The sequence below is a fragment of the Siccibacter colletis genome (assembly GCF_000696575.1).
GTDB classification, from domain to species: Bacteria; Pseudomonadota; Gammaproteobacteria; order Enterobacterales; family Enterobacteriaceae; genus Siccibacter; species Siccibacter colletis.
In genome coordinates, this window is sequence record NZ_JMSQ01000039.1 from 49,197 (window position 1) to 72,143 (window position 22,947).

The 22,947-nt window shown below is 62.1% G+C and carries 19 protein-coding genes; 13 read left to right on the forward strand and 6 right to left on the reverse strand.

The genetic code is table 11. The features are described 5' to 3' along the window. The first annotated feature begins 4 nt into the window (after nt 1-4). The 3 genes from fes to ET34_RS0119175 are packed head-to-tail and all read left to right on the forward strand — an operon-like array spanning nt 5 to nt 5,374. Entirely contained in the window at nt 5-1,234 is a 1,230-nt protein-coding gene (gene fes, locus ET34_RS0119165; RefSeq protein ID WP_031524752.1) for an enterochelin esterase, read from the forward strand. Between the two features lie 17 nt (nt 1,235-1,251). Continuing rightward, a complete protein-coding gene (locus ET34_RS0119170; protein WP_031524753.1) occupies nt 1,252-1,485 on the forward strand; it encodes an MbtH family protein in 234 nt (77 codons plus the stop codon). Nucleotides 1,486-1,510: 25 nt separating this feature from the next. Next, the gene (locus ET34_RS0119175) at nt 1,511-5,374 is read left to right on the forward strand and encodes an enterobactin synthase subunit F (protein WP_031524755.1); all 3,864 of its coding nucleotides are present in this window, start codon (nt 1,511-1,513) and stop codon (nt 5,372-5,374) included. A 116-nt stretch (nt 5,375-5,490) separates the two neighbouring features. Here the strand turns inward: ET34_RS0119175 and fepC are convergent, their stop codons facing one another. Genes fepC through fepD form a run of 3 tightly spaced genes read right to left on the reverse strand, consistent with a single transcriptional unit; the run spans nt 5,491 to nt 8,266 of the window. After that, nucleotides 5,491-6,276, reverse strand: a complete 786-nt coding sequence (gene fepC, locus ET34_RS0119180; protein ID WP_031524757.1) for an iron-enterobactin ABC transporter ATP-binding protein — start codon at nt 6,274-6,276, stop codon at nt 5,491-5,493. Continuing rightward, on the reverse strand, nt 6,273-7,262 hold the full coding sequence (gene fepG, locus ET34_RS0119185; RefSeq protein ID WP_031524759.1) for an iron-enterobactin ABC transporter permease: 990 nt from the start codon (nt 7,260-7,262) through the stop codon (nt 6,273-6,275). The genes fepC and fepG overlap by 4 nt, the downstream gene beginning before the upstream one ends. Then, the gene (fepD, locus tag ET34_RS0119190) at nt 7,259-8,266 is read right to left on the reverse strand and encodes a Fe(3+)-siderophore ABC transporter permease (RefSeq protein ID WP_031524760.1); all 1,008 of its coding nucleotides are present in this window, start codon (nt 8,264-8,266) and stop codon (nt 7,259-7,261) included. Before fepD ends, fepG begins: the two co-directional genes overlap by 4 nt. Before the next feature lie 113 nt (nt 8,267-8,379). Here fepD and entS point away from each other — a divergent pair, with 113 nt between their 5' ends. Further along, nucleotides 8,380-9,621 carry an enterobactin transporter EntS gene (gene entS / locus ET34_RS0119195; RefSeq protein WP_031524762.1) on the forward strand — a complete coding sequence of 414 codons (1,242 nt, stop codon included), beginning with the start codon at nt 8,380-8,382 and terminating at the stop codon, nt 9,619-9,621. 599 nt (nt 9,622-10,220) lie between these two features. On the opposite strand, the gene fepB is transcribed toward entS, so the two are convergent. Beyond that, complete coding sequence (fepB, locus tag ET34_RS0119200; RefSeq protein WP_035891839.1) at nt 10,221-11,180, reverse strand: Fe2+-enterobactin ABC transporter substrate-binding protein; 960 nt, start codon at nt 11,178-11,180, stop codon at nt 10,221-10,223. Between the two features lie 193 nt (nt 11,181-11,373). Between fepB and entC the strand changes: the two genes are divergently transcribed. The 9 genes from entC to ET34_RS22195 all read left to right on the forward strand — a co-directional run bounded on the left by entC (nt 11,374) and on the right by ET34_RS22195 (nt 20,606). Then, a complete protein-coding gene (gene entC / locus ET34_RS0119205) occupies nt 11,374-12,552 on the forward strand; it encodes an isochorismate synthase EntC (protein ID WP_031524765.1) in 1,179 nt (392 codons plus the stop codon). 8 nt (nt 12,553-12,560) lie between these two features. Continuing rightward, on the forward strand, nt 12,561-14,171 hold the full coding sequence (locus tag ET34_RS0119210) for a (2,3-dihydroxybenzoyl)adenylate synthase (protein ID WP_031524767.1): 1,611 nt from the start codon (nt 12,561-12,563) through the stop codon (nt 14,169-14,171). A gap of 19 nt (nt 14,172-14,190) precedes the next feature. Beyond that, nucleotides 14,191-15,063, forward strand: coding sequence for an isochorismatase (locus ET34_RS0119215; protein WP_031524769.1), 873 nt, complete (start codon nt 14,191-14,193; stop codon nt 15,061-15,063). Between the two features lie 8 nt (nt 15,064-15,071). Continuing rightward, nucleotides 15,072-15,818: a 2,3-dihydro-2,3-dihydroxybenzoate dehydrogenase EntA gene (entA, locus tag ET34_RS0119220; RefSeq protein ID WP_031524771.1), complete on the forward strand. Its 747-nt coding sequence runs from the start codon at nt 15,072-15,074 to the stop codon at nt 15,816-15,818. Nucleotide 15,819: 1 nt separating this feature from the next. Continuing rightward, on the forward strand, nt 15,820-16,233 hold the full coding sequence (gene entH / locus ET34_RS0119225; RefSeq protein ID WP_031524773.1) for a proofreading thioesterase EntH: 414 nt from the start codon (nt 15,820-15,822) through the stop codon (nt 16,231-16,233). A gap of 237 nt (nt 16,234-16,470) precedes the next feature. Next, nucleotides 16,471-18,576 (forward strand): pyruvate/proton symporter CstA, encoded by a 2,106-nt coding sequence (gene cstA, locus ET34_RS0119230; protein ID WP_031524775.1) that lies wholly within the window; start codon nt 16,471-16,473, stop codon nt 18,574-18,576. 59 nt (nt 18,577-18,635) lie between these two features. Next, entirely contained in the window at nt 18,636-18,833 is a 198-nt protein-coding gene (locus ET34_RS0119235; RefSeq protein WP_031524777.1) for a YbdD/YjiX family protein, read from the forward strand. A 16-nt stretch (nt 18,834-18,849) separates the two neighbouring features. After that, nucleotides 18,850-19,869: a CobW family GTP-binding protein gene (locus ET34_RS0119240; protein WP_031524779.1), complete on the forward strand. Its 1,020-nt coding sequence runs from the start codon at nt 18,850-18,852 to the stop codon at nt 19,867-19,869. Between the two features lie 218 nt (nt 19,870-20,087). Beyond that, complete coding sequence (locus tag ET34_RS22195) at nt 20,088-20,606, forward strand: DUF2778 domain-containing protein (RefSeq protein ID WP_072002070.1); 519 nt, start codon at nt 20,088-20,090, stop codon at nt 20,604-20,606. 247 nt (nt 20,607-20,853) lie between these two features. Here ET34_RS22195 and ET34_RS0119255 read toward each other — a convergent pair whose 3' ends face one another. Both ET34_RS0119255 and ET34_RS0119260 read right to left on the reverse strand, forming a co-directional pair. Beyond that, nucleotides 20,854-21,342, reverse strand: coding sequence for an Hcp family type VI secretion system effector (locus tag ET34_RS0119255; protein ID WP_031524785.1), 489 nt, complete (start codon nt 21,340-21,342; stop codon nt 20,854-20,856). A 342-nt stretch (nt 21,343-21,684) separates the two neighbouring features. Continuing rightward, a complete protein-coding gene (locus tag ET34_RS0119260) occupies nt 21,685-22,752 on the reverse strand; it encodes an SDR family oxidoreductase (protein ID WP_031524787.1) in 1,068 nt (355 codons plus the stop codon). Nucleotides 22,753-22,947: the final 195 nt, after the last annotated feature.

A 22,947-nucleotide genomic window follows, 5' to 3' on the forward strand; every position in this document is an offset into this window, starting at 1 on the left:
TGCGATGGAGCTGACAACGGGAAGTGAAGCCTGGTGGCAGGCGCGACAGGCAGAGGGCGGCCCGACCGTCATTCCGCGCGACGACGGCACATGCCACATCACCATCTGGTGGCGCGACCCGCAGGGCAGCGACGTGGATTCACCCATTCAGCGCGTCTGGATCTACATCACCGGCGTCACCGATCACCACAACCGCTCGACCCCACAGTCACTCCACCGCCTGCCGGGCACCGACGTCTGGTGCTGGCAGACGGTACTGCCTTCCACCTGGCGCGGCAGTTACTGCCTGGCTCCCAGCATTCGCATTGATGATTTCCCGCCCTCGGTGTTCAGCCCCGACGGGCCGGATCGCGCCGGGCTGCGCACCGGCTGGCGCACGCTGCTGCCGCAGGCCATTGCCGACCCGCTCAACCCGCACAGCTGGAGAGGCGGACGCGGTCACGCCGTCTCGGCACTCCACCTGCCCGACGCGCCGCCGCAGCCGGGGTGGGACGCCCGCGATGAGCCGGTTATTCCGCCGCAGTGCATCACCTGGCACAGCGCGGTGCTGGGTAACAAGCGCCGGGTCTGGATCTATACCACCGGCGACGCGCAGCCCGACACGCGCCCGCTGGCGCTGCTGCTCGACGGACAGTTCTGGGCGGAAAGCATGCCGGTGTGGCCAGCGCTGGCGAAGCTCACCCGGGAAGGAAAACTACCGCCCGCCGTCTATGTGCTGGTGGACGCCATCGACACCGTGCACCGCAGCCATGAGCTGCCCTGCAATGCCGCGTTCTGGCAGGCGATTATTGAAGAACTGCTGCCCCAGGTGCGGCGCTTTGCCCGCTGGCGGGACGATCCGGCAACTACCGTGGTCGCCGGCCAGAGCTTTGGCGGCCTGGCCTCGTTGTATGCCGCGCTGCACTATCCCGAACGCTTCGGCTGCGTGCTCAGCCAGTCTGGCTCTTTTTGGTGGCCGGACCGCCAGCACGGCGATCAGGGCGGCGTACTGGTGCAGCAGTTGCGCAGCGGCGAACTGGCCTGGCCCGCGCCGCGCCTGTGGCTGGAGGCTGGGGTGCGCGAGCCGCTGATCCACGCCGCCAATACCCAGCTTTATTCTCTCTTACAGCAGACACAGCAGCCGGTTTTCTGGCGTCAGGTTGACGGCGGGCACGATGCGCTGTGCTGGCGTGGCGGTCTCACCGAGGGGCTGATAACCCTCTGGAGTCCGCTCACCGCGCCGCACGGCGCGTAATTCGACAGGAGTTTGGCATGGAACAGAGTAACCCTTTCGACGATACCCACGGGCGCTTCGCGGTGCTGGTCAATGCGCAGCAGCAGTACAGCCTGTGGCCGCAGCACTGCGCGCTGCCCGCAGGCTGGCAGGTGGTGTGCGAGCCACAGTCGCAGGAGGCATGCTACCGCTGGCTGGAACAGCACCGGGCGAACCTGCATCCGGGCAACTTTGTGAAAAACCAACAGCAAAAGGGTATCGGCGGTGAGTGATCAATCAAACAATCGTAGCGGCCTGATGCCGCTGGTCGCGGCGCAGCCGGGGATCTGGATGGCGGACAAACTGACCCGCCAGCTCAGTGCCTGGAGCGTGGCGCACTATGTGGAGCTGCACGGCGAGATCGACGCGCCGCTGTTGGCCCGTGCCATTGTGGCGGGCATGAACGATGCCGACACCCTGAAGCTGCGTATTGAGGAGCAGGACGGCGAGGCGTATCAGTGGGTGGATGAGAGCCTTATTCTTACCGCGCCCGTGATCCATGACCTGCGGGCGCAGGCAGATCCGGAAGCCGCAGCCCATGCCGTGATGCAGGCGGATCTCAGCCAGGATCTGCGGCTCGAAAGCGGCCAGCCGCTGTACCATCACGCGCTGCTGCGTCTCGGTGACGCGCGCTGGTTCTGGTATCAGCGCTACCATCACGTGGCGGTGGACGGCTTTAGCTTCCCGGCCATCACCCGCCGCATCGCGGCTATCTACACCGCATGGCGGCATGAGCAGACGCCGGAGCCGTCACCCTTTACCCCGTTTAGTGAGGTGGTGGAGGAGTATCAGCGCTATCAGCACAGCGACACCTTTACCCGCGATGCCGCCTTCTGGCGCGAACAGCTGAGCCAGCTGCCGCCGGCCGCCACGCTCTCGGGCGAACCCCTGTCGGGGGATCTCTCCACTACCGCACTGCACCGTTTTAAGCGCCGGTTTGACAGCCAGGATCTCGCCCGGCTGGTCGCCCACAGCGGCGGCCAGACCCTGGCGGATATGGCGCTGGCGCTAACCGCGCTGTGGATCGGCCGTCTCAGCGGACGCAACGATTTCAGCGCCGGGTTTATCTTTATGCGCCGTCTCGGCTCCAGCGCGCTGTGCGCCACCGGCCCGGTATTGAACGTGCTGCCGCTGGGCGTGCACCTCGACCCTGGCGCGACGCTGGCGCAGCTGGCGGCCAGCCTCAGCGCACAGCTGAAAAAGATGCGCCGTCATCAGCGCTATGATGCCGAGCAGATCCTGCGCGACGCCGGACGCGTCACCGGCGACCAGCCGCTCTACGGGGCGGTCATCAACCTGAAAATGTTCGACTATCAGCTCGATCTGGACGGCATCGCTGGCATCACCCACACGCTGACCACCGGCCCGGTGAAGGATCTGGAGATCGCGCTGCTGCCGGATGAGCAGGGCGGTCTGGCGCTGGAGCTGCTGGCGAATGCCGGGCGCTACGACGCCCGCGAGCTGGAGCGTCACCTCGATCGCCTGCCGCTGCTGCTGCGCCAGTGCGCTGCCCGGCCAGAGATGCGCTGTGCTGATGTCGACCTGCTTCACGCTGATGAACAGGCGCTGCTGACGCAGGTGAATGACACCGCGATGATGCTGCCTGAAGCCACGCTGAGCAGCCTGATTGCTCGTCAGGCGGCGTTGACGCCCGACGCGCCAGCCCTGGCGGATGAGCGCTATCAGTTCAGCTATTCCGAGCTGCGCCAGCAGGTGCAGGCCCTGGCCGCAGAGCTGGTCCAGCGCGGTGTGCAGCCGGGCGACGTTGTTGCCGTGGCGCTGCCGCGCTCGGTATTCCTGTCGCTGGCACTGCAGGCCATTGTGGAAGTGGGTGCCGCCTGGCTGCCGCTCGATACCGGTTACCCGGATGAGCGCCTGCGCATGATGCTGGAAGATGCCGCCCCGCGGCTGCTGATCACCGAACCGGGCCAGGCTGCGCGCTTCACCGGGCAGCCGATGCTGCACTACACCGCGCCGCTGCCGCCAGTGGCCGATGCGCCGGTCTGCGCGTCCCGTCCGGAACATACCGCCTACGTAATCTTCACCTCTGGCTCAACGGGCCGCCCGAAAGGGGTGATGGTCGGCCAGACCGCCATCGTTAACCGCCTGCTGTGGATGCAGAACCACTATCCGCTTCGCCATGATGATGTTGTGTTGCAGAAGACGCCGTGCAGCTTTGACGTCTCGGTGTGGGAGTTTTTCTGGCCGTTTATCACCGGCGCACAGCTGGTGATGGCTCCCCCGGAGGCGCACCGCGATCCGCAGGCGCTGCAGCAGCTGTTTGCCCGCTATCGCGTCACTACCACGCACTTTGTTCCCTCCATGCTGGCGGCCTTTGTCGGCGCGCTTTCGACGCCGGACGCTATCGCCAGCTGCGCCACGCTGCGGCGGGTATTCTGCAGCGGTGAAGCCCTGCCCACCGCGCTGTGCCGGGAATGGGAACAGCTCACCGCCGCGCCGCTGCATAATCTTTATGGCCCGACCGAGGCCGCGGTGGACGTGAGCTGGTATCCGGCTTACGGCCCGGAGCTGGCGGCGGTGCGCGGCAGCAGCGTACCGATCGGTTTCCCGGTGTGGAACACCGGCCTGCGCATTCTTGATGGTTCGATGCGTCCGGTGCCGCCGGGCGTGGCGGGCGATCTCTACCTGACCGGCATCCAGTTGGCCCAGGGCTATCTCGGGCGGCCGGATCTCACCGCCAGCCGCTTTATCGCCGATCCGTTCGCGCCGGGCGAGCGTATGTACCGCACCGGGGACGTGGCGCGCTGGCTGGAAAACGGGGCGGTGGAGTATCTCGGACGCAGTGACGATCAGCTGAAAATTCGCGGGCAGCGTATTGAACTGGGCGAAATCGACCAGGCGATGCTTAACCTGCCTGGAGTGGCGCAGGCGGTGACTAACGCCTGTGTGCTCAATGCCGCAGCCGCCAGCGGCGGCGATGCGCGTCAGCTGGTGGGCTATCTGGTGCCGTCCGCTGGCGTCGCGCTCGACGCGCAGGCGCTACGTGAGCAGCTCGCTGCGCAGCTTCCGGCGCATATGGTGCCGGTGGCGCTGGTGACGCTGGATGCCTTCCCGCTCAGCGCCAACGGCAAGCTGGATCGCAAAGCGCTGCCGCTACCACAGGTGGCGTCCCGCGCCGATGGCCGCCCGCCGCAACCCGGGCTGGAGCAGACCATTGCGCAGGCCTTCTCCGCGCTGCTCGGCAGTGACATCACCGACGCCGCGGCGGATTTCTTCGCCCTCGGCGGCCACTCGCTGCTGGCGATGCGGCTTGCCGCCAGCCTGAAGCGCACCCTCGATCGTCCGGTGACGGTGGGGCAGGTGATGGTGGCGTCGACGGTAGAAAAACTGGCGGCGCTGCTGAGTGAGACGCACAGCGAGGAGGAAGCCAGCAGCGCTGGCTTTGACGCGGTGCTGCCGCTGCGTCAGGGCAGTGGCCCGACGCTGTTCTGCTTCCACCCGGCCTCCGGGTTCGCCTGGCAGTTCAGCATTCTGCAGCGCTACCTCGACCCGCGCTGGTCGATTACCGGTATCCAGTCGCCGCGTCCGGGCGGGCCGATGATGACCTGCGCCAAGCTCGATGACGTGTGCGACGCCCATCTGGCACGGCTGCGGGCGTTGCAGCCCCAGGGGCCGTATTACCTGTTTGGCTACTCGCTGGGCGGGACGCTGGCGCAGGGCATTGCCGCCCGGCTACAGGCGGCCGGGGAGACGGTGGCATTTCTCGGGCTGCTCGACACCTGGCCGCCGGAGTCGCAGAACTGGGCCGGGAAAGATCCGGACCAGCGCGACCCGGAAGTGCTGGCGGAGATCAACCGCGAGCGCGAGGCGTTTCTTGCCGCCCAGCAGGGGCAGGGGTCGGATCGCCTGTTCGATACCATCGAGGGAAATTACACCGATGCCGTGCGGCTGCTCAGTACCGCGCACAGCGCCCGGTTTGATGGCAAGGCAACGCTGTTTGTCGCGACGAAAACCCTGAAGCCGGGCATGGACCCGCACACCACCTGGGCGCCGTGGATCGGCGAGCTTGAGGTTTACCCGCAGGACTGCGCCCACGTGGAGATTATTTCCCCGCAGGCGTTTGAGTCGATTGGGCCGGTGCTACGGCAGATTCTGGGGTGACCGGTGGGGTGGGGGCGCTACGCTAACCCACCCTGGCGGGGCGCGCGGTTACTGACGCCCCAGCGCGTAGGGCGGGTAAGCCTGCGCACCCGCCGTCAGAGCGAAGACAACGGTGATCAACGACCCAGCGGCACGATCAGCGGGGTATGTGCGACCGGATCGTCGATGATCATGCAGCGCATTCCGTAGACCGCCTCTATCAGTTCGGGGGTGACGATCTCTTTTGGTGCTCCCTCGGCGACCACTTTCCCGTCGCGCAGCGCGATCAGGTGGGTGGCATAGCGGCAGGCCTGATTGAGATCGTGCAGCACCGCCGCCAGGGTGTAGCCCTGTTCGCGGTTCAGGGAACGCAGCAGCTCCAGCAGGTCAATCTGATAGCTGATGTCCAGCCAGGTGGTCGGCTCATCCAGCAGCATGATGGCGGTCTCCTGGGCCAGCACCATGGCGATCCACGCCCGCTGCCGCTGCCCGCCGGAGAGGGTATCCACGCTCTGGGTTGCCAGCGCCTCCACGCCGGTAGCCTGCATCGCCCGGTTCACCGCCTCTTCATCCTCTTTACGCCAGCGGGTAAACAGCGGCTGGTGCGGATAGCGCCCGCGCGCCACCAGCTCCTGCACCGTGATATCCCCCGGTGTACTGGCGTTCTGCGCCAGCAGGCCGATGCGCCGCGCCACTTCTTTGGTGGCGTAGCGATCGATCGCCTGACCATCGAGTATCACCTCACCACGCATCGGCTGCATCAGGCGGCTCAGGGTGCGCAGCAGCGTCGATTTGCCGCAGCCGTTCGGGCCGATGATGGCCGTAAAATGGCCATCGGGGATCGCCACGCTTAAGCCATCAGCCACCACGTGCTTACCGTAGCCGAGGGTTAAATCGCGACCGTATAAACGAGAGTGCGTCATCTCTTGCGGGACTCCTGAATCAACAAGGCGATGAGATAGATACCGCCGATGCTCACGGTGATTACGCCCACCGGAAGCTGATAAGGCATAAACAGACGCTGGGCGCACAGGTCGGCCACCAGCAACAGTGTTGCGCCGCACAGTGCCGACTGAGTCAGCCCAAGCCGCGTGGTGCCGGACAGGCGGCGCACGATATGCGGGGCCACCAGGGCAATAAATGAGATCGGCCCGGCAAGGGCGGTGGCAGCGGCAGTGAGCAGCACCGCCGTCAGCATCAGCAGCAGACGCGAGCGCTCCACCGGCACGCCCAGCGCGCAGGCGGTGTCATCCCCCATCTCCAGCAGCCGCATGCGGCGCACCAGCAGTCCGGCAGCGATAAACATCGCCACAATAATCGGCGCGGCGGGCAGGGTTTTACTCCAGGTCAGGCCGTTGAGCGATCCGGCGTTCCACAGTCCGGCGGAGAGCGCCGTCTCCAGCGAAGCCTGCAATAACAGCCAGGTGTTGAACGCCACCAGCATCGCGCGGGTGCCGATACCGATAATGATCAGCCGGAAGGTGTCGATGCCGTTGCGCCAGGCCAGCAGCCACACCAGCAGCGAGGTGATAATGCCGCCCGCCATTGCCGCCAGGGCGATGGCGGTCTGGTGCTGACCAAACAGCACCATCGCCACCAGCACACCGCTCCATGCGCCGGTGTTAAAGCCCATCACATCCGGGCTACCGAGCGGGTTGCGCATCAGCGACTGGAATATTGCGCCGCTGACCCCGAGGGCAGCCCCCACCAGCAGCGCCATCGCCACCCGGGGCAGGCGCCACTCGACGACAATCATCGACATGGCGCGCGGCGCGCTGCCGGTCAGGGCATCAAACACCTGCGACACTGTCAGCGCTACGCTGCCGCTGGCCAGGCTCCAGCCGGAAAACAGCAGCGCGATAAGGACAAACAGCCCCAGTACCAGGGTTAAACGCGGCAGCCGGGTCATAGCGTCACCCCGTTACGGCGGCGGCGTACCAGCCAGATCAGCACCGGCGCGCCGATAAAGGCGCTCACCACCGAGACGCGCAGTTCGCCCGGCACCAGCTGACGGCCGAGAGTATCGGCAGCCAGCAGCAGGGTTGGCGTCGCCAGCATCGTCACCGGCAGCGTCCAGCGATGATCCGGTCCGACCAGCCAGCGCGCCAGGTGCGGCATCATCAGGCCGATAAAGGCAATCGGACCGACGGCGGCGGTGGCGCTGCCGCACAGCACGGTGATGGCCAGCAGGCCGAGGATCTGCGTGCGCGCCACCCGGCTACCGAGCGCAGTGGCGGTATCGTTGCCCATGCTCAGGCTGTTGAGCGAGCGGCTCAGCAGCAGCGCCACCGCCGTGGCCGCCAGCACCGGCAGAAGGATAATTTTCAGCGGAAACAGGCTGCGGATGTCGAGCGAGCCGGCCTGCCAGAAGCGCAGCTGGTCGTAGGCTACCGGATTAAGCAGCGCGATGCCGCTCGATAGCCCCTCCAGCACCGCCGCCAGCGCCACCCCGGCTAACGTCAGCCGGACCGGATTAAGCTGGCCGCCACCCTGGCTGCCGGTGAGGGCGACGATCAGCGCGGCGATGAACGCGCCGCCGAAAGCGAAGGCCAGCAGGGCAACGGGGGAGGCGTAGCCAAACAGCGCCGCCCCGAGGACGATGGCGAAACTGGCGCCTGAATTGACCCCGAGCAGGCCGGGGTCGGCCAGCGGGTTACGCGACAGGGTTTGCATCAGCGCCCCGGCAACGCCGAGCGCGATCCCGGCCAGCAGCCCGGCAAGGGTGCGCGGCAGGCGGGCATCAAGCACAATGGTGCAGTCGGCGCTGCGACAGGATTGGGTAAGGGCGTCCAGCACGGTTGTGGGTGCCAGCGCTTTGGCGCCCAGCAGCAGGCTGAGCAGCATCATAATGAGGAGCAAAACAAGCAGGCTCAGCACAAGGTAAGGGCGGGCTGAAAACCGTGACCACGACATAACACACTTCCCTGACATGATAATGATATTAATTATCGTTATCGCTCTTTGCGGTTTATGTTAGCATGAGCGCCCTGCTATCCGGTAAGGAAAATTGGTGTTAAGGCCCTGTAATGAACCGACATTCAATGCTGCTCAACCTGAGTCTGCTCAGAACCCATCCTGACTTTCGCGCTGTTTTTATCGCCCGTTTTATCTCGATTCTCTCCCTCGGCCTGCTCGGCGTGGCCATCCCGGTACAGATCCAGACCCTCACCGGTTCGGCGTTGCAGGTTGGGCTGGCGGTCACGCTCACCGGTAGCGCCATGTTTGTCGGCCTGATGACCGGCGGGGTGCTGGCCGATCGCCACGAGCGCAAGCGGCTGATCCTGCTGGCCCGCTCCACCTGCGGGCTGGGGTTTATCGGGCTGTGCATTAACGCCGCGCTGCCGACGCCGTCGCTGGCGGCCATCTATCTGCTCGGTATCTGGGACGGCTTCTTTGGCGCGCTGGGGGTGACGGCTTTGCTGGCGGCAACCCCGGCGCTGGTGGGGCGCGACAACCTGATGCAGGCCGGGGCCATTACCATGCTGACGGTGCGCCTCGGATCGGTGATCTCCCCGGTGGTGGGCGGTCTGCTGTTGGCGTGGGGCGGGGTGGTGTGGAATTACGGTCTGGCGGCCTTCGGCACCTTTATTACGCTGATCCCTCTGCTGCGGCTGCCGCAGCTGGCACCGCCGCCGCAGCCGCGTGAGCACCCGCTGCGCGCCTTGTGGGCCGGGCTGCGCTTCCTGCTGCACAGCCCGCTGATTGGCGGCATTGCGCTGCTGGGGGCGCTGCTGACCATGGCAAGTGCGGTGCGCGTGCTCTATCCGGCGCTGGCCAACCACTGGCAGATGAGCGCCAGTCACATCGGACTGCTGTATGCCGCGCTGCCGCTTGGTGCGGCGCTGGGGGCTTTGACCAGCGGCAATCTGGCCCGCTGCGCGCGCCCTGGTGCGGTAATGCTGGCGACCACGCTCGGATCGTTTATCGCGGTGGGGCTGTTCAGCCTGATGCCGAACGGTGCGCTGGGAATGCTGTGTCTGGTAATGGTTGGCTGGCTGAGCGCTATCAGTTCGCTGCTGCAGTACACCCTGATCCAGACCCAGACGCCGGAAGCGATGCTGGGCCGCATCAACGGACTCTGGACCGCGCAGAACGTTACCGGCGACGCCATCGGCGCAGCGCTGCTTGGCAGCATGACGGTGGTGATGACCCCGGTGTATGCCGCCAGTACCGGCGGGCTGGTACTAACGCTGGTGGGCATTGTGCTGCTGATCGTCCTGGTTGAGCTGCGGCGTTTCCGTCAGCCTGAAACCCCGGCGGCGCAATAAGCTTACGCCTGGATAAACGGTGGGTGGGCATGGTAAACGGTGGGTGCACTCCGTTTACCCACCCTACGGAATAGCAGTTGTTGTTGGGTGGGTAAGCCTGCGCACCTACCACAAAAAAAACATCAAATGCCGAAGCGTGGCCCCATCCGGCATCAAAACCGCCGCGTCACTTCCCGTAGGGTGGGTAAGCTTCGCGCACCCACCATAAACGCAAATCACCCAATGCCGAAGCATGGACCATCCGGCATCAAAACCGCCGCGCCGAGGCGTTGAGTCCGGGCTGGCGGTCGGGAACCGCCAGAGGGCGCGAGCCCAGGGATGGGGTATCGCGCCCGACCGGAAGCGAAACGCCGGAGGCAAGGGCAGCCCGCAGGGCCGGTTTTACTGGCCGGGAGCCGGGATAGTGAAGGGGGCGGCGGCGAGCCCCCTTCACCCGTTCACGGGCGGCGGTGTTTGCATGTGAGCGCGGTGCCACGGTGAACGGAACCTTCACCGCCCTGCCATAGCCCTCATACCAGAACGGTGGATGCACATCATAAACGGTGGGTGCACTCCGTTTACCCACCCTACAAACCCACCCTTCACTGCCATGCTACAACTTACTTAAACAACGCCGTTAAACGCGCCAGCGCCTGACTCGCGCTGTAGTAATCCAGCCGGAATGTCTCGGTGCCGAGCGGATACACGCGCTTATTCTTCACCGCCGGAAGATGCGCCAGCAGCGGGTTACTGTAGATGGCCTGCGCATCTTTCTCATCCCCGGCGAACAGCAGCAGATACTCGCCGTTCAGGCCCGCCGCCAGATTCTCGCCGCCCAGCTGAATAATATCGTGACGTTTTCCCATGCTCTGGCTGGCGTGCAGCGCCGCCGGCGGCGTGGCGAGGGTGAAACCCGCTTCGCGCAGCAGCTGGCCCTGGGCCGAATCCGGTGTCCAGAGATTGGCATTGCGCGCCGCCGGGTTATATACCAGCGCGCTGACCGGGGCAGACGGCACCTTCATGCTCTGGCGAGCGCGGTCGAGCTGCGCGTTGAAGCTGGCAATGCGTGCCGCGGCCTGCTGTTCGTGGCCGGTCATCTCGCCAAGCTGCGTCAGGAGTTGTTGCCAGCTTTTATCGTCGTAGTTGACCACGATGGTGGGCGCAATAGCCGAAAGCTGATCGTAGAGCGCCAGCGCCGAGTCGCCGCCGGTAGCGCTAATCAGGATCAGATCCGGCATCTGGGCAGCCACCGCTTCGGCCACCGGCTCGCCGATCCACAGGCGCTGCACGTGACGCTCCTGGGCAATAGCACCCCACTGGCGCAGAAAACCCTGGCTGTCCGCGACCCGGTTGCCCGGCGATGTGGCACCGCTGGCGACCACCGGTGCGTCGATGGCGAGCAGGGAGCCGGTAAGGGTCACGCTGGTAGAGACAATGCGCGTCGGGGCGCGCTCCAGCGTATGGGTGCCCTTGCTGTCAGTAATCTGGCGCGGCCACCCGTCAGCGTGCGCCTTTGCGGCAATTCCGAAAATCAGTGCCCCCGCAACCAGGGCGACGTTAAGGCAAGCGAAACGACGTATCACGGTGAAATGGTCCTGTTTTATGGTTTAATAATGCTTCTCATTTTCATTGTTGCCGACGCAGGATGCAAGCGATGGTGACATCAGGTTAGCTCCCGCAGAGTTGACTTCCGGCGCGATTGCTTTTAGGTTACCGCACCAAAATACAAATGATAATTATTACCAACAGGCATATCATTGTTTGGAGGACCGCATGGATACGTTAATGGCAGAGGAAATGCAGCAACACACCGCCCGCGTCGGCGCAGACGATTTTTTCTTTATGTCGCCGTTTCGCAGCTTCATCGCCACCGGCTGCGTCAGCCGGGTCACGCAGCCAGCGCTGGATGGCGATCGGCCTGACGGTGAATTTCAGCGGGCAGTAAAGGATGCGTTCGCCCAGGCCCGCACGCAGGGGGTGAAGAATCCGGTGCTCGTCGGGGCCATCCCGTTCGATACCACGCGCCCGTCTGCCCTGTTTGTACCGGCGCGCTGCGAGGCGTTTTCCCGCCCGGCGCGCCAGAAAGCGGCCTTATACCACATTGACGACGTCGCGCTGCGCGTTACCGGGCGTGAAGCCATTCCGGAGCAGCCGGTGTTTGAAGCGATGGTCGCCCGCGCTGCGGCGCTCACCGCTACGCCGCAGGTCGATAAAGTGGTGCTGTCGCGCCTGATCGACATCACCACCGACGCCCGGCCCGACAGCGGCGCACTGCTTGAGCGCCTCATCGCCCAGAATCCCGCCAGCTTCAACTTCCACGTTCCGCTGCCCGACGGCGGCGTTCTGCTGGGTGCCAGCCCGGAACTGCTGCTGCGTAAAGAGGGCGCGCACTTCAGCTCGCTGCCGCTGGCCGGGTCCGCCCGCCGCCAGCCGGATGACACCCTCGACCGCGAGGCGGGCCGCCGCCTGATGAACTCGGCAAAGGATCGGCACGAACACGACCTGGTGACCGGCGCGATGAAAGCGATACTGGCCCCGCGCAGCCGCACCCTGACGCTGCCGGAGACCCCGCAGCTCATCACTACCCCAACCCTGTGGCATCTGGCGACGCCGGTGGAAGGCGACGTCAAGGACGCCCACGATAACGCGCTGTCGCTGGCTTGCCTGCTGCATCCCACCCCGGCGCTGAGCGGTTTCCCGCATGACGTCGCCAAAACCCTGATTGCTGACCTCGAACCCTTCGAGCGCGATCTGTTCGGTGGCATCGTCGGCTGGTGCGACGAAGAGGGGAACGGTGAGTGGGCGGTAACCATCCGCTGCGCGCGCATTAAAGATAATCAGGTGCGGCTGTTCGCCGGCGCGGGCATCGTTCCGGCCTCTTCACCGGAAGGGGAGTGGCACGAAACCGGCACCAAACTCTCCACCATGCTTAACGTTTTTGGACTCAACTGAAGGTTGCTATGACTGTTTCTTTTACCCGCTGGCCGGACGATCTCGCTGCCCGTTACCGTGAGAAGGGCTACTGGACCGATCTTCCGCTCACCGACATTCTGACCCGTCACGCCGACAGCGACGCCTGTGCGCTGATCGACGGCGATCGCACCTTCAGCTATCGCGCGCTTAATGCCGCGTCCGACCGGCTGGGCGCGGCATTGCAGCGCCAGGGCCTGAAGCGCGGCGAAACCGCGCTGGTGCAGCTCGGTAACGTGGCGGAGTTCTATATCACCCTGTTTGCGCTGCTGAAAATCGGCGTCGCGCCGGTGAATGCCCTGTTCAGCCATCAGCGTACCGAGCTGGAAGCCTATGCCGGACAGATCGCCCCGGCGCTGCTGGTGGCGGACCGCGAACACAGCTTCTTTGGCAGTGACGAGACGCTGAATCAGTTTGTCGCCGCCCACGCTTCACTGCGTGTGGTCGCGCTGCATAACGATAGCGGTGAGCACGCCCTGTCAACGCTCATTGCCAGCGAGCAGGGAGAGTTCGTTGCCACGCCAACCCCGGCGGATGAAGTGGCGTTTTTCCAGCTCTCTGGCGGCAGCACCGGCACCCCGAAGCTGATCCCGCGTACCCATAACGACTACTACTACAGCATTCGTCGCAGCAACGAGATCTGCCAGTTCACGGCGGAAACCCGCTACCTGTGCGCGCTGCCCGCAGCCCATAACTATCCGCTCAGCTCGCCCGGCGCCTTCGGCGTGTTTCTGGCGGCAGGCTGCGTGGTGCTGGCTCGCGATCCGAGCGCCACGCTCTGCTTCCCGCTGATTGAACAGCATCAGATCAACGTCACCGCCCTGGTACCGCCGGCGGTCAGCCTGTGGCTGCAGGCGATCCAGGAGTGGGGCAGTAACGCCCAGCTGGCCTCGCTGCGCCTGTTGCAGGTGGGCGGGGCGCGGCTCTCCTCCTCGCTGGCGGCGCGTATTCCGGCGGAGATTGGCTGCCAGCTGCAGCAGGTCTTCGGCATGGCGGAAGGGCTGGTGAACTACACCCGCCTCGATGATAGCGAGGCGCGCATCCTGAATACCCAGGGCACGCCGATGAGCCCGGACGATGAGGTGTGGGTAGCGGATGAGCACGGCAACCCGCTGCCGCGCGGCGAAGTAGGGCGACTGATGACCCGAGGCCCGTACACCTTCCGCGGCTACTACAACAGTCCGGAACACAACGCCCGCGCCTTCGACGCCAACGGCTTTTACAGCTCCGGCGATCTGATCGCCATTGATGAAGACGGCTACATCACCGTCCAGGGGCGAGAAAAAGATCAGATCAACCGCGGCGGAGAGAAGATCGCCGCCGAAGAGATCGAAAACCTGCTGCTGCGCCACGAGGCGGTGATCCACGCCGCGCTGGTCAGCATGGAGGACGATCTGCTGGGCGAGAAGAGCTGTGCCTGGCTGGTTACGAAGCGCCCGGTGCGCCCGGTGGAGATCCGCCGCTGGCTGCGCGAGCTGGGCGTCGCCGATTTCAAACTGCCGGACCGCGTGGAGTGCGTGGAATCGCTGCCGCTTACGCCGGTCGGTAAAGTAGACAAAAAACAACTGCGCCAGTGGCTCGCTGCGCGCACGCAGGCCTGAAGGATTTAAGGGAAATATCATGGCAATTCCAAAACTGAACGCTTACGCCCTGCCGACCGCGCAGGAGATCCCCACCAGCAAAGTGAGCTGGCCTTTCGAGCCGCAGCGCGCCGCGTTGCTGATCCACGATATGCAGGATTACTTCGTCAATTTCTGGGGCGACAACTGCGCCATGATGGAGCAGGTGATTGCTAACATCGCAGCGCTGCGCCAGTTCTGCAAACAGCAGGGCATTCCGGTGTACTACACCGCTCAGCCAAAGGATCAGAGCGATGCCGACCGCGCGCTGCTCAACGACATGTGGGGACCGGGCCTCAACAAACATCCGGAACAGCAGAAGGTGGTGGATGCCCTCGCGCCGGATGCGGATGACACCGTGCTGGTGAAGTGGCGCTACAGCGCGTTCCACCGCTCGCCGCTGGAGCAGGCGCTGAAGGAGAGCGGGCGCGATCAGCTGCTCATTACCGGGGTTTACGCCCATATTGGCTGCATGACCACGGCGACCGATGCGTTCATGCGCGACATCAAGCCGTTCATGGTGGCCGATGCGCTGGCTGACTTCAGCCGCGAGGAGCACATGATGGCCCTGACTTACGTGGCGGGCCGCGCCGGTCGCGTGGTGATGACGGCCGATCTGCTGCCGCAGCAGGCGAGCGATGACGTGCCGGCCAGTAAGGACGCACTGCGCGCGCTGGTGCTGCCGCTGCTGGACGAATCCGACGAGCCGTATGACGATGACAACCTGATCGATTACGGTCTGGATTCGGTGCGCATGATGGCGCTGGCCGCGCGCTGGCGCAAAGTGCACAGCGATATCGACTTCGTGATGCTGGCGAAAAAACCGACGCTTGACGCCTGGTGGGCGCTGCTCTCCCGGGAAGGCAGCCGCTGATGGCCGGGCTGGATTTCCGTGGCAAAAACGTCTGGGTAACCGGAGCGGGCAAGGGGATTGGTCAGGCCACCGCGCTGGCGTTTGTCGAGGCCGGTGCTCAGGTCGTGGGCTTCGACCTGGCCTTTGAGCAGGAGCGCTATCCTTATCGCACCGAAGTGCTCGACGTGGCCGATGCGGCGGCGGTGGCGCAGGTGTGCCAGCGCGTGCTGGCCGACACCCGTGCGCTTGATGTGCTGGTGAACGCAGCAGGCATTTTACGCATGGGGCCGACCGACGAGCTGACTCAGGAGGACTGGCAGCAGACCTTTGCCGTCAACGTGGGCGGCGCGTTTAATCTGTTCCAGCAGACCATGCCCTGGTTCCGCCGCCAGCAGAGTGGGGCGATTGTCACGGTAGCTTCCGACGCTGCCCATACGCCGCGCATCGGCATGTCGGCTTACGGCGCGTCGAAAGCGGCGCTGAAAAGCCTGGCGCTCACCGTCGGTCTTGAGCTGGCGGGTAGCCACGTGCGCAGCAATATCGTTTCGCCTGGCTCGACCGATACCGATATGCAGCGCGTGCTCTGGACCAGTGATGACGCCGAGCAGCAGCGTATCCGCGGCTTTGGCGAACAGTTTAAGCTGGGCATTCCGCTGGGCAAGATTGGCCGTCCGCAGGACGTGGCCGCCACCGTGCTGTTCCTCGCCTCCGATGCCGCAGGGCACATCACGCTGCAGGATATCGTGGTGGACGGCGGCTCGACGCTGGGGGCATAGCATGATCTGGAAACGCCATCTGTCCCTTGAAGAGCTGAATGCCACTAGCCTGAACACCCTGGTGGCGCACCTCGGCGTGGTTTATACGCGCATCGGCGACGACATTCTGGAAGCAGAGATGCCGGTGGATGCCCGTACCCATCAGCCGTTTGGCCTGCTGCACGGCGGCGCGTCGGCGGCGTTGGCGGAAACGCTCGGCTCAATGGCCGGGTATCTCACCACCCGCGACGGGCAGTGCGTGGTCGGCACCGAGCTGAACGCCACCCATCACCGCCCGGTTTCTCAGGGGAAAGTGCGCGGCGTCTGCCAGCCGCTGCATCTCGGGCGTCAGACCCAGTCCTGGGAGATCACCATTTTCGACGAGCAGGGCCGCCGGGTTTGCACCTCGCGTCTCAGCACGGCGGTAATGGGGTAAACCCTTCTGCACGCTGACCCTCTCCTGCGGGAGAGGGAATCTCCATCCCGCCTTTCGACACCACGCTTGCATCCCGTTGCTGCGTAAAGTGATCCCGCTTGCAATGTCAGGTAAATCCAGGCCGAGCGGACTGTTTTCTCCCTTTCCTCGTTGTTAAATTCCGACTGCTGATATAGATACAAAATGTAACACCTTCGGTGTTGTACCTTTACTGCATAAAAATAACGGACAACAACTATGAATAAATCAGGGAAATACCTCATCTGGGTGGCGCTGTCGCTGCTGGGCGCGTTTGCCCTCGGTTACATCGCCCTCAACCGTGGTGAACAGATAAACGCGCTGTGGATCGTCGTCGCCGCCGTCTGCGTTTACCTTATCGCTTATCGTTTCTACGGCATCTTCATCGCTAAAAAGGTGCTGGCCGTCGACCCGACGCGCATGACGCCCGCCGTTCGCCATAATGACGGGCTGGACTACGTGCCGACCGACAAAAAAGTGCTGTTCGGGCATCACTTTGCCGCCATCGCCGGGGCCGGTCCGCTGGTAGGGCCGGTGCTGGCAGCGCAGATGGGCTACCTGCCGGGGATGATCTGGATCCTCGCCGGGGTGGTGCTGGCGGGGGCCGTACAGGACTTTATGGTGCTGTTCGTCTCCACCCGCCGCGACGGGCGCTCGCTCGGCGAACTGGTGAAAGAGGAGATGGGGGCCACCGCTGGCGTCATCGCGCTGGTGGCCTGCTTTATGATCATGATTATCATCCTGGCCGTGCTGGCGATGATCGTGGTGAAAGCCCTGACCCACAGCCCGTGGGGAACCTACACCGTCGCCTTCACCATCCCGCTGGCGATCTTCATGGGGATCTACATCCGCTATATTCGTCCGGGTCGCATCGGCGAAGTGTCGCTCATCGGCCTGGTGATGCTGATTTTCGCTATCATCTCCGGCGGCTGGGTTGCCGAGAGCGAAACCTGGGCACCGTGGTTTGATTTTACCGGTATTCAGCTGGTGTGGATGCTGGTGGGCTATGGTTTCGTGGCAGCGGTACTGCCGGTGTGGCTGCTGCTGGCACCGCGTGATTACCTCTCCACCTTCCTGAAAATCGGCACCATTGTCGGGCTGGCGATCGGCATCCTGATCATGCGTCCGACCCTGACCATGCCAGCGGTGACCAAATTCATCGACGGCACCGGCCCGGTGTGGTCCGGTAACCTGTTCCCGTTCCTGTTTATCACCATTGCCTGCGGCGCGGTGTCCGGCTTCCATGCCCTGATCTCGTCAGGCACCACGCCGAAGATGCTCGCCAACGAAGGCCAGGCCTGCTTTATCGGCTACGGCGGCATGCTGATGGAGTCGTTCGTCGCCATCATGGCGCTGGTCTCCGCCTGCGTTATCGATCCGGGCGTCTACTTCGCCATGAACAGCCCGATGGCGGTGCTGGCCCCTGCGGGTGCCGCTGACGTTGTGACCTCGGCGGCCCAGGTGGTGAGCGGATGGGGCTTCCAGATCACCCCGGAAACTCTCAACCAGATTGCCACCGAGGTGGGCGAGCAGTCGATCATCTCCCGTGCGGGCGGTGCCCCGACGCTGGCGGTGGGGATGGCCTATATCCTGCACGGCGCGCTGGGCGGCCTGATGGATGTCTCCTTCTGGTATCACTTCGCCATTCTGTTTGAGGCGCTGTTTATCCTCACGGCGGTGGACGCGGGCACCCGTGCGGCACGCTTTATGCTGCAGGATTTGCTCGGCGTCGCGGCACCGTCGCTGAAACGCACCGACTCGCTGCCCGCCAACCTGCTGGCTACCGCGCTGGTGGTGCTGGCCTGGGGTTACTTCCTGCGTCAGGGCGTGCTCGACCCGCTGGGCGGCATCAACACCCTGTGGCCGCTGTTCGGCATCGCTAACCAGATGCTGGCCGGTATGGCGCTGATGCTCTGCGCGGTGGTGCTGTTCAAGATGAAACGCCAGAAGTATGCCTGGGTTGCGCTGGTGCCTACCGCCTGGCTGCTGATCTGCACCCTGACCGCCGGCTGGCAGAAAACCTTCAGCCCGGACGCGAAAGTCGGTTTCCTCGCCATCGCCAACAAGTTCCAGGCGATGCTCGACAGCGGCAACATTCCGGCGCAGTACACCGTGTCGCAGCTTAACCAACTGGTGTTTAACAACCGTCTGGATGCCGGGCTGACCATGTTCTTTATGGTGGTGGTGGTGGTGCTGGCGTGGTTCTCGGTGAAAACCGCGCTCGCCGCGCTGAAAACCGATCGGCCAACTGCCAACGAAACGCCGTATGAGCCGATGCCGGAAGATGCTGACCGCATCGTCGCGCAGGCCAAAGGCGTGCATTAAGTCACGCGTTATCGCAGCGCACCTGCCCTGGCGGGTGCGCTGTCTACGGGAGTCGTGCGATGTTTGATACCCTTGCAAAAGCCGGGAAGTACCTCGGCCAAGCAGCAAAACTGATGGTCGGCGTGCCCGACTATGACAACTACGTGCAGCATATGCGTCTTAACCATCCGGAGCAGACGCCGATGAGCTACGAAGATTTTTTCCGCGAGCGTCAGGATGCGCGCTACGGCGGCAAAGGCGGCGCGCGCTGCTGCTAACTGAAAGGATCGTGGCATGAATGATGCGGTACCGGTAACCCTGCTGACCGGTTTTCTCGGCGCGGGCAAAACCACCTTACTGAACCACTACCTGCGACAGTACGCTGACGGCTCGGTGGTGATAGTGGAAAACGAATTTGGCGCGGCCAGCATTGACGGACAGCTGCTGGAGCGTGGCGATAACATCAGCGTGGTGGAAGTGAGCAACGGCTGCGTCTGCTGCAACGTGCGCGGCGAGTTCGCCGACGCGATGGCAGAGCTTATCGACCGTCGGGCTTCTGGCGCACTGCTTTTTTCAACGCTCATCGTTGAAGCAACCGGGCTGGCCGACCCCGGTCCGATCATCCAGACCTTCTTTACCGACGAGCGGCTGCGCGCGTCGCTGCGGCTGGACGCCGTAATTACGCTTATCGACTGCCAGCACATCAGCCAGCAGCTGGATGAGCACCCGGTGGCAGCGGCGCAGATCGCCTTTGCTGACCGCCTGTTGCTCACCAAAAGCGACCTGTGCGACGAGGCGCAGAAAGAGGCAGCGCTGGCGCGTATCAACCGCATTAACAACAAAGCGCCGCTGCTGGAGATCCACCACGGTGCCTGTACGCCGGAACGCTGGCTGAACATCGCCGCGTTTGAGATGGATGACCGCAACGCGCTTACCGAGGGATACCACATTATCTCCGCCCGCGCCGATGAGCCGGGACGCTTCCGTCCGCTGCGCAAACCCGCAGCCCAGCCGGTGCAGGATGTGATTCAGGCGCACGTCTTTGAAGCAGGCGCGCTGGATTTAAAAAAGATCGGAGCCTTTATGGAGCGCTGCATTGCCGAACACGGCAACGATATGCTGCGCTACAAAGGCGTGCTGGCTATCGACGGACAGCCACAGCGCCTGGTGGTGCAGGGCGTATATAAAGTGGTGGGATTCGATTACGGGTCGGCATGGCAGGCTGACGAAACGCCCGTCTCGCGGCTGGTGATCATTGGCCGCTACCTGCCGCTAGAGCAGCTGCGGCGCGAGTTTGCCGCAACGGCAAGGTAAGCGCGTACAGCGTAAAAAGCGTGGCGCAGTAAGGCCACGCTTTCACATGCATATCATTCACTCGAAGAAGATTCCTCGCTGGTTCATGGCTAAAATAAGAATCCATACGCTAGCAAAGCGTTTTTGTTTCAGGATTAATTAAAAATAACTGCCAGCTTGTGATAAAAAAATAACAGGGCGTCTTGTACACGGGTAACGCATTTTTTGAGGGATTATCTATGGCATTAAATGGCGTGTTTCTTTTAAACGGCGCTGATATTTCGCCGCTTACTTTTCCGGGGGTAGGGGTTTTTATGGCCTTCTCTGGTAATGGTAATTATAGAAATCGAGGAAACTGCGGAAAATATCCTGATAACGGTTCAATCCCAACTGGACGGTACTGGATTGTTGGACGTGGTAGCGGTGGTTTGTTTTCCAAAGCAATCGCTTTTGTTAAGGATTCATATAATAAGCATCATAGCGGGGCGGTGTTTTCTCGTTCTGAATGGTTCGCTCTGTATCCCAATGACTGGAATATTGACGATGCAATGTGGATCGAAGGCGTTAAGCGCGAGCATTTTAGATTACACCCCGGCGTACTGTCTGATGGATGTATTACTCTCGTCAATAATTCTGAATTTCGAAGCCTGCATAATGCGCTTATAAATACGCCTTTAATTCATGTTCCCTGCATGAAGGATCTGATGGCTTACGGCATGATTGAGGTTATCAGCAATGGCTACAACACGTGCTTATAACGTATTGAAGATAGTCTTATTCATCTTATTGTTCTGTTCAGGCGCGAGTTTGATAGATCCTTCCCATTTTATAAGCCTGGACACGGCAGAGCGTTTCGCAACTTATGTATATGGTTATTCAAGCCAGGAGAATTTCGATGATTTATGGGTGCTAATATGGATTGTTTGCTCGATAGCATTTGCTGTTGCTGGCTACATTATCATCCTGTGGCTGTTACGAAAGCTGCGCCGCTAAGGGCGCAGGCTTTCACAGTGTTTTGCGTTCATTCCATGCATCAGTGAACTGAACGTTACCATCTACATAATGCCGGGTGATTTTTTCATAATTGAGGCTAACGCTTTCAATGTGGTTAAGCTGTGAGCTGGTGAGTTTCACATTCGGAATTGACGTGTTTACGCTCGTGACCTTTACATTTTCAAGCAGAATAATGTAATAACAAACTTCTTGACCCGCATCGTTAATTTTATAGAAACGAATCTCTGCACTTTTCAGCGCCTGACCCGTAGCCGCAGCACGATTAAGGTATGGAGAAGAGCTATCAATTTCCTTTTCCAGCATCACAGATGAATGCTGACGTGTGCCGGTAATCTTTCCACTCGTCGTGTCAACTGGTAATGTTAAACCATGAGATAGCCCGATAATCTCAATGCTGCCTTCTCGATCCTTAACATCGACCGAGCCTTTAATATCAGCATTCCCATCATCTTTTAGCCACATGTTAGCTGGAATCGGCATTTTTATTATTCCTTACGCAATTAATAAACCCATGAGAAAAGCTCAGGCTTTAGACAATCAGAAATAAATGAATAAGTATATATACCTGATTCCTGTTTTTTTACCGGACGCTGTTTGACATAGAAAGGTGGAGTGTAAATAAGAACAGTTGCCGAGGAATTATCCGATTTTTTGTATTATCTGTTTCCAGCTGTCGATACAAAACAAAAAGTTTTTATATAAAATATTCAATGATGCATCCATTGTTAAAATAAGGTTGTTACCAGCGCCCTGGCGCAAAAAAACGACTAATTAATGCGCCTGCAATTCTTAATACGGAATTGCAGGCGTGCAACACCAGTCTTACTGCGGAATAATCTTCTCAACCTTCAGCTTTTCAAACAGTGCCATGAATGAATCAAGCGTCGAGCGGTAACCGGTGAACCCGGCTTTGCGGCTCTTGCTCATATCGGTGAAGGCTTCCATCGGCCGTCCAAGGTCGGCATCGGTGTGCCACCACGAGGCCAGCTTCGTAATGTCGGCTTCGCGTAACTGATAGCGTTCGGCGATTTCCCGCCAGGCATCCGCTGCATCCTGCATCCGCGCTTCCAACGGCATCGCGTTGCCAGGGTATTCTGCCGCCTCAATACCGAACGAGGCTGCCAGGCGCGGCCACATCCAGTTCCATCTGAACACATCGCCGTTAACCGCATTGAAGTCCTGATTCGCCGCTTCCTCAGCGGTGGCGGCCCACAGCAGCTGTTCCGCCAGCAGCCCGGCATCGGTCACATCCGCCAGGCCATTCCACTGCTCCGGGGAGCCGGGGAAGATAAATGGCCAGCCTTTTTCGCGGCACAAGGTGGCATAGACCGCCAGGGTCTGGCCCATGTTCATCGCATTGCCGATGGCGTAGCCAATAATGGTATGCGGGCGGTGCACGCTCCAGCGATAGCCGTATTTCTCCGCGCCGGCGAACACTTCGTCCTCCTGGGCGTAATAGAAGTTCTCGACCGGCTGGCGTCCTTGTTCTTCACGAAACGGGGTAACGGGTACCGCGCCTTTACCATAGGCTTCAAAGGGGCCGAGATAGTGCTTCAGCCCGGTTACCAGCGCGACGTGGGAACCCTTCAGCCGCTCACCCAGCGCCTCAATGACGTTACGCACCATCCCGCCGTTGACGCGAATATTCTCCCGCTCGTTTTCCTGACGAGACCAGACGCTGAAGAACAGCGCGTCCGGTTTTTCGTTCGCCAGCGCGGTACGCACCGCATCGCTGTCTGTGAGGTCGGCGGTGAGACTGCGACACCCTTCCGGTGCGGCGCTACGTCCGCGGGAAAGGCCCGTCACCTGCCAGCCTTCATGCTGCAGTTTTTCAGCCAGCGCGCGTCCGATAACGCCGCTGATCCCGACAATCAGTGCCTGCTTTTGCATTTCGCTCCTCCTCTTATTCGGTATTCCTTAGGGTAGTCGAAGAGGGCTGGCCTTACGGGAGACAGAGACTGTTCTTACTGGCGGGCTGTGGGAAGCAAAACGGGCGTGAACAATAAGGCGGGTCAGCGTAGATAACCCGTGACCCGGGGGGGCGCTACGCTTACCCGCCCCGGGAATGATGCAGACTATGAACGC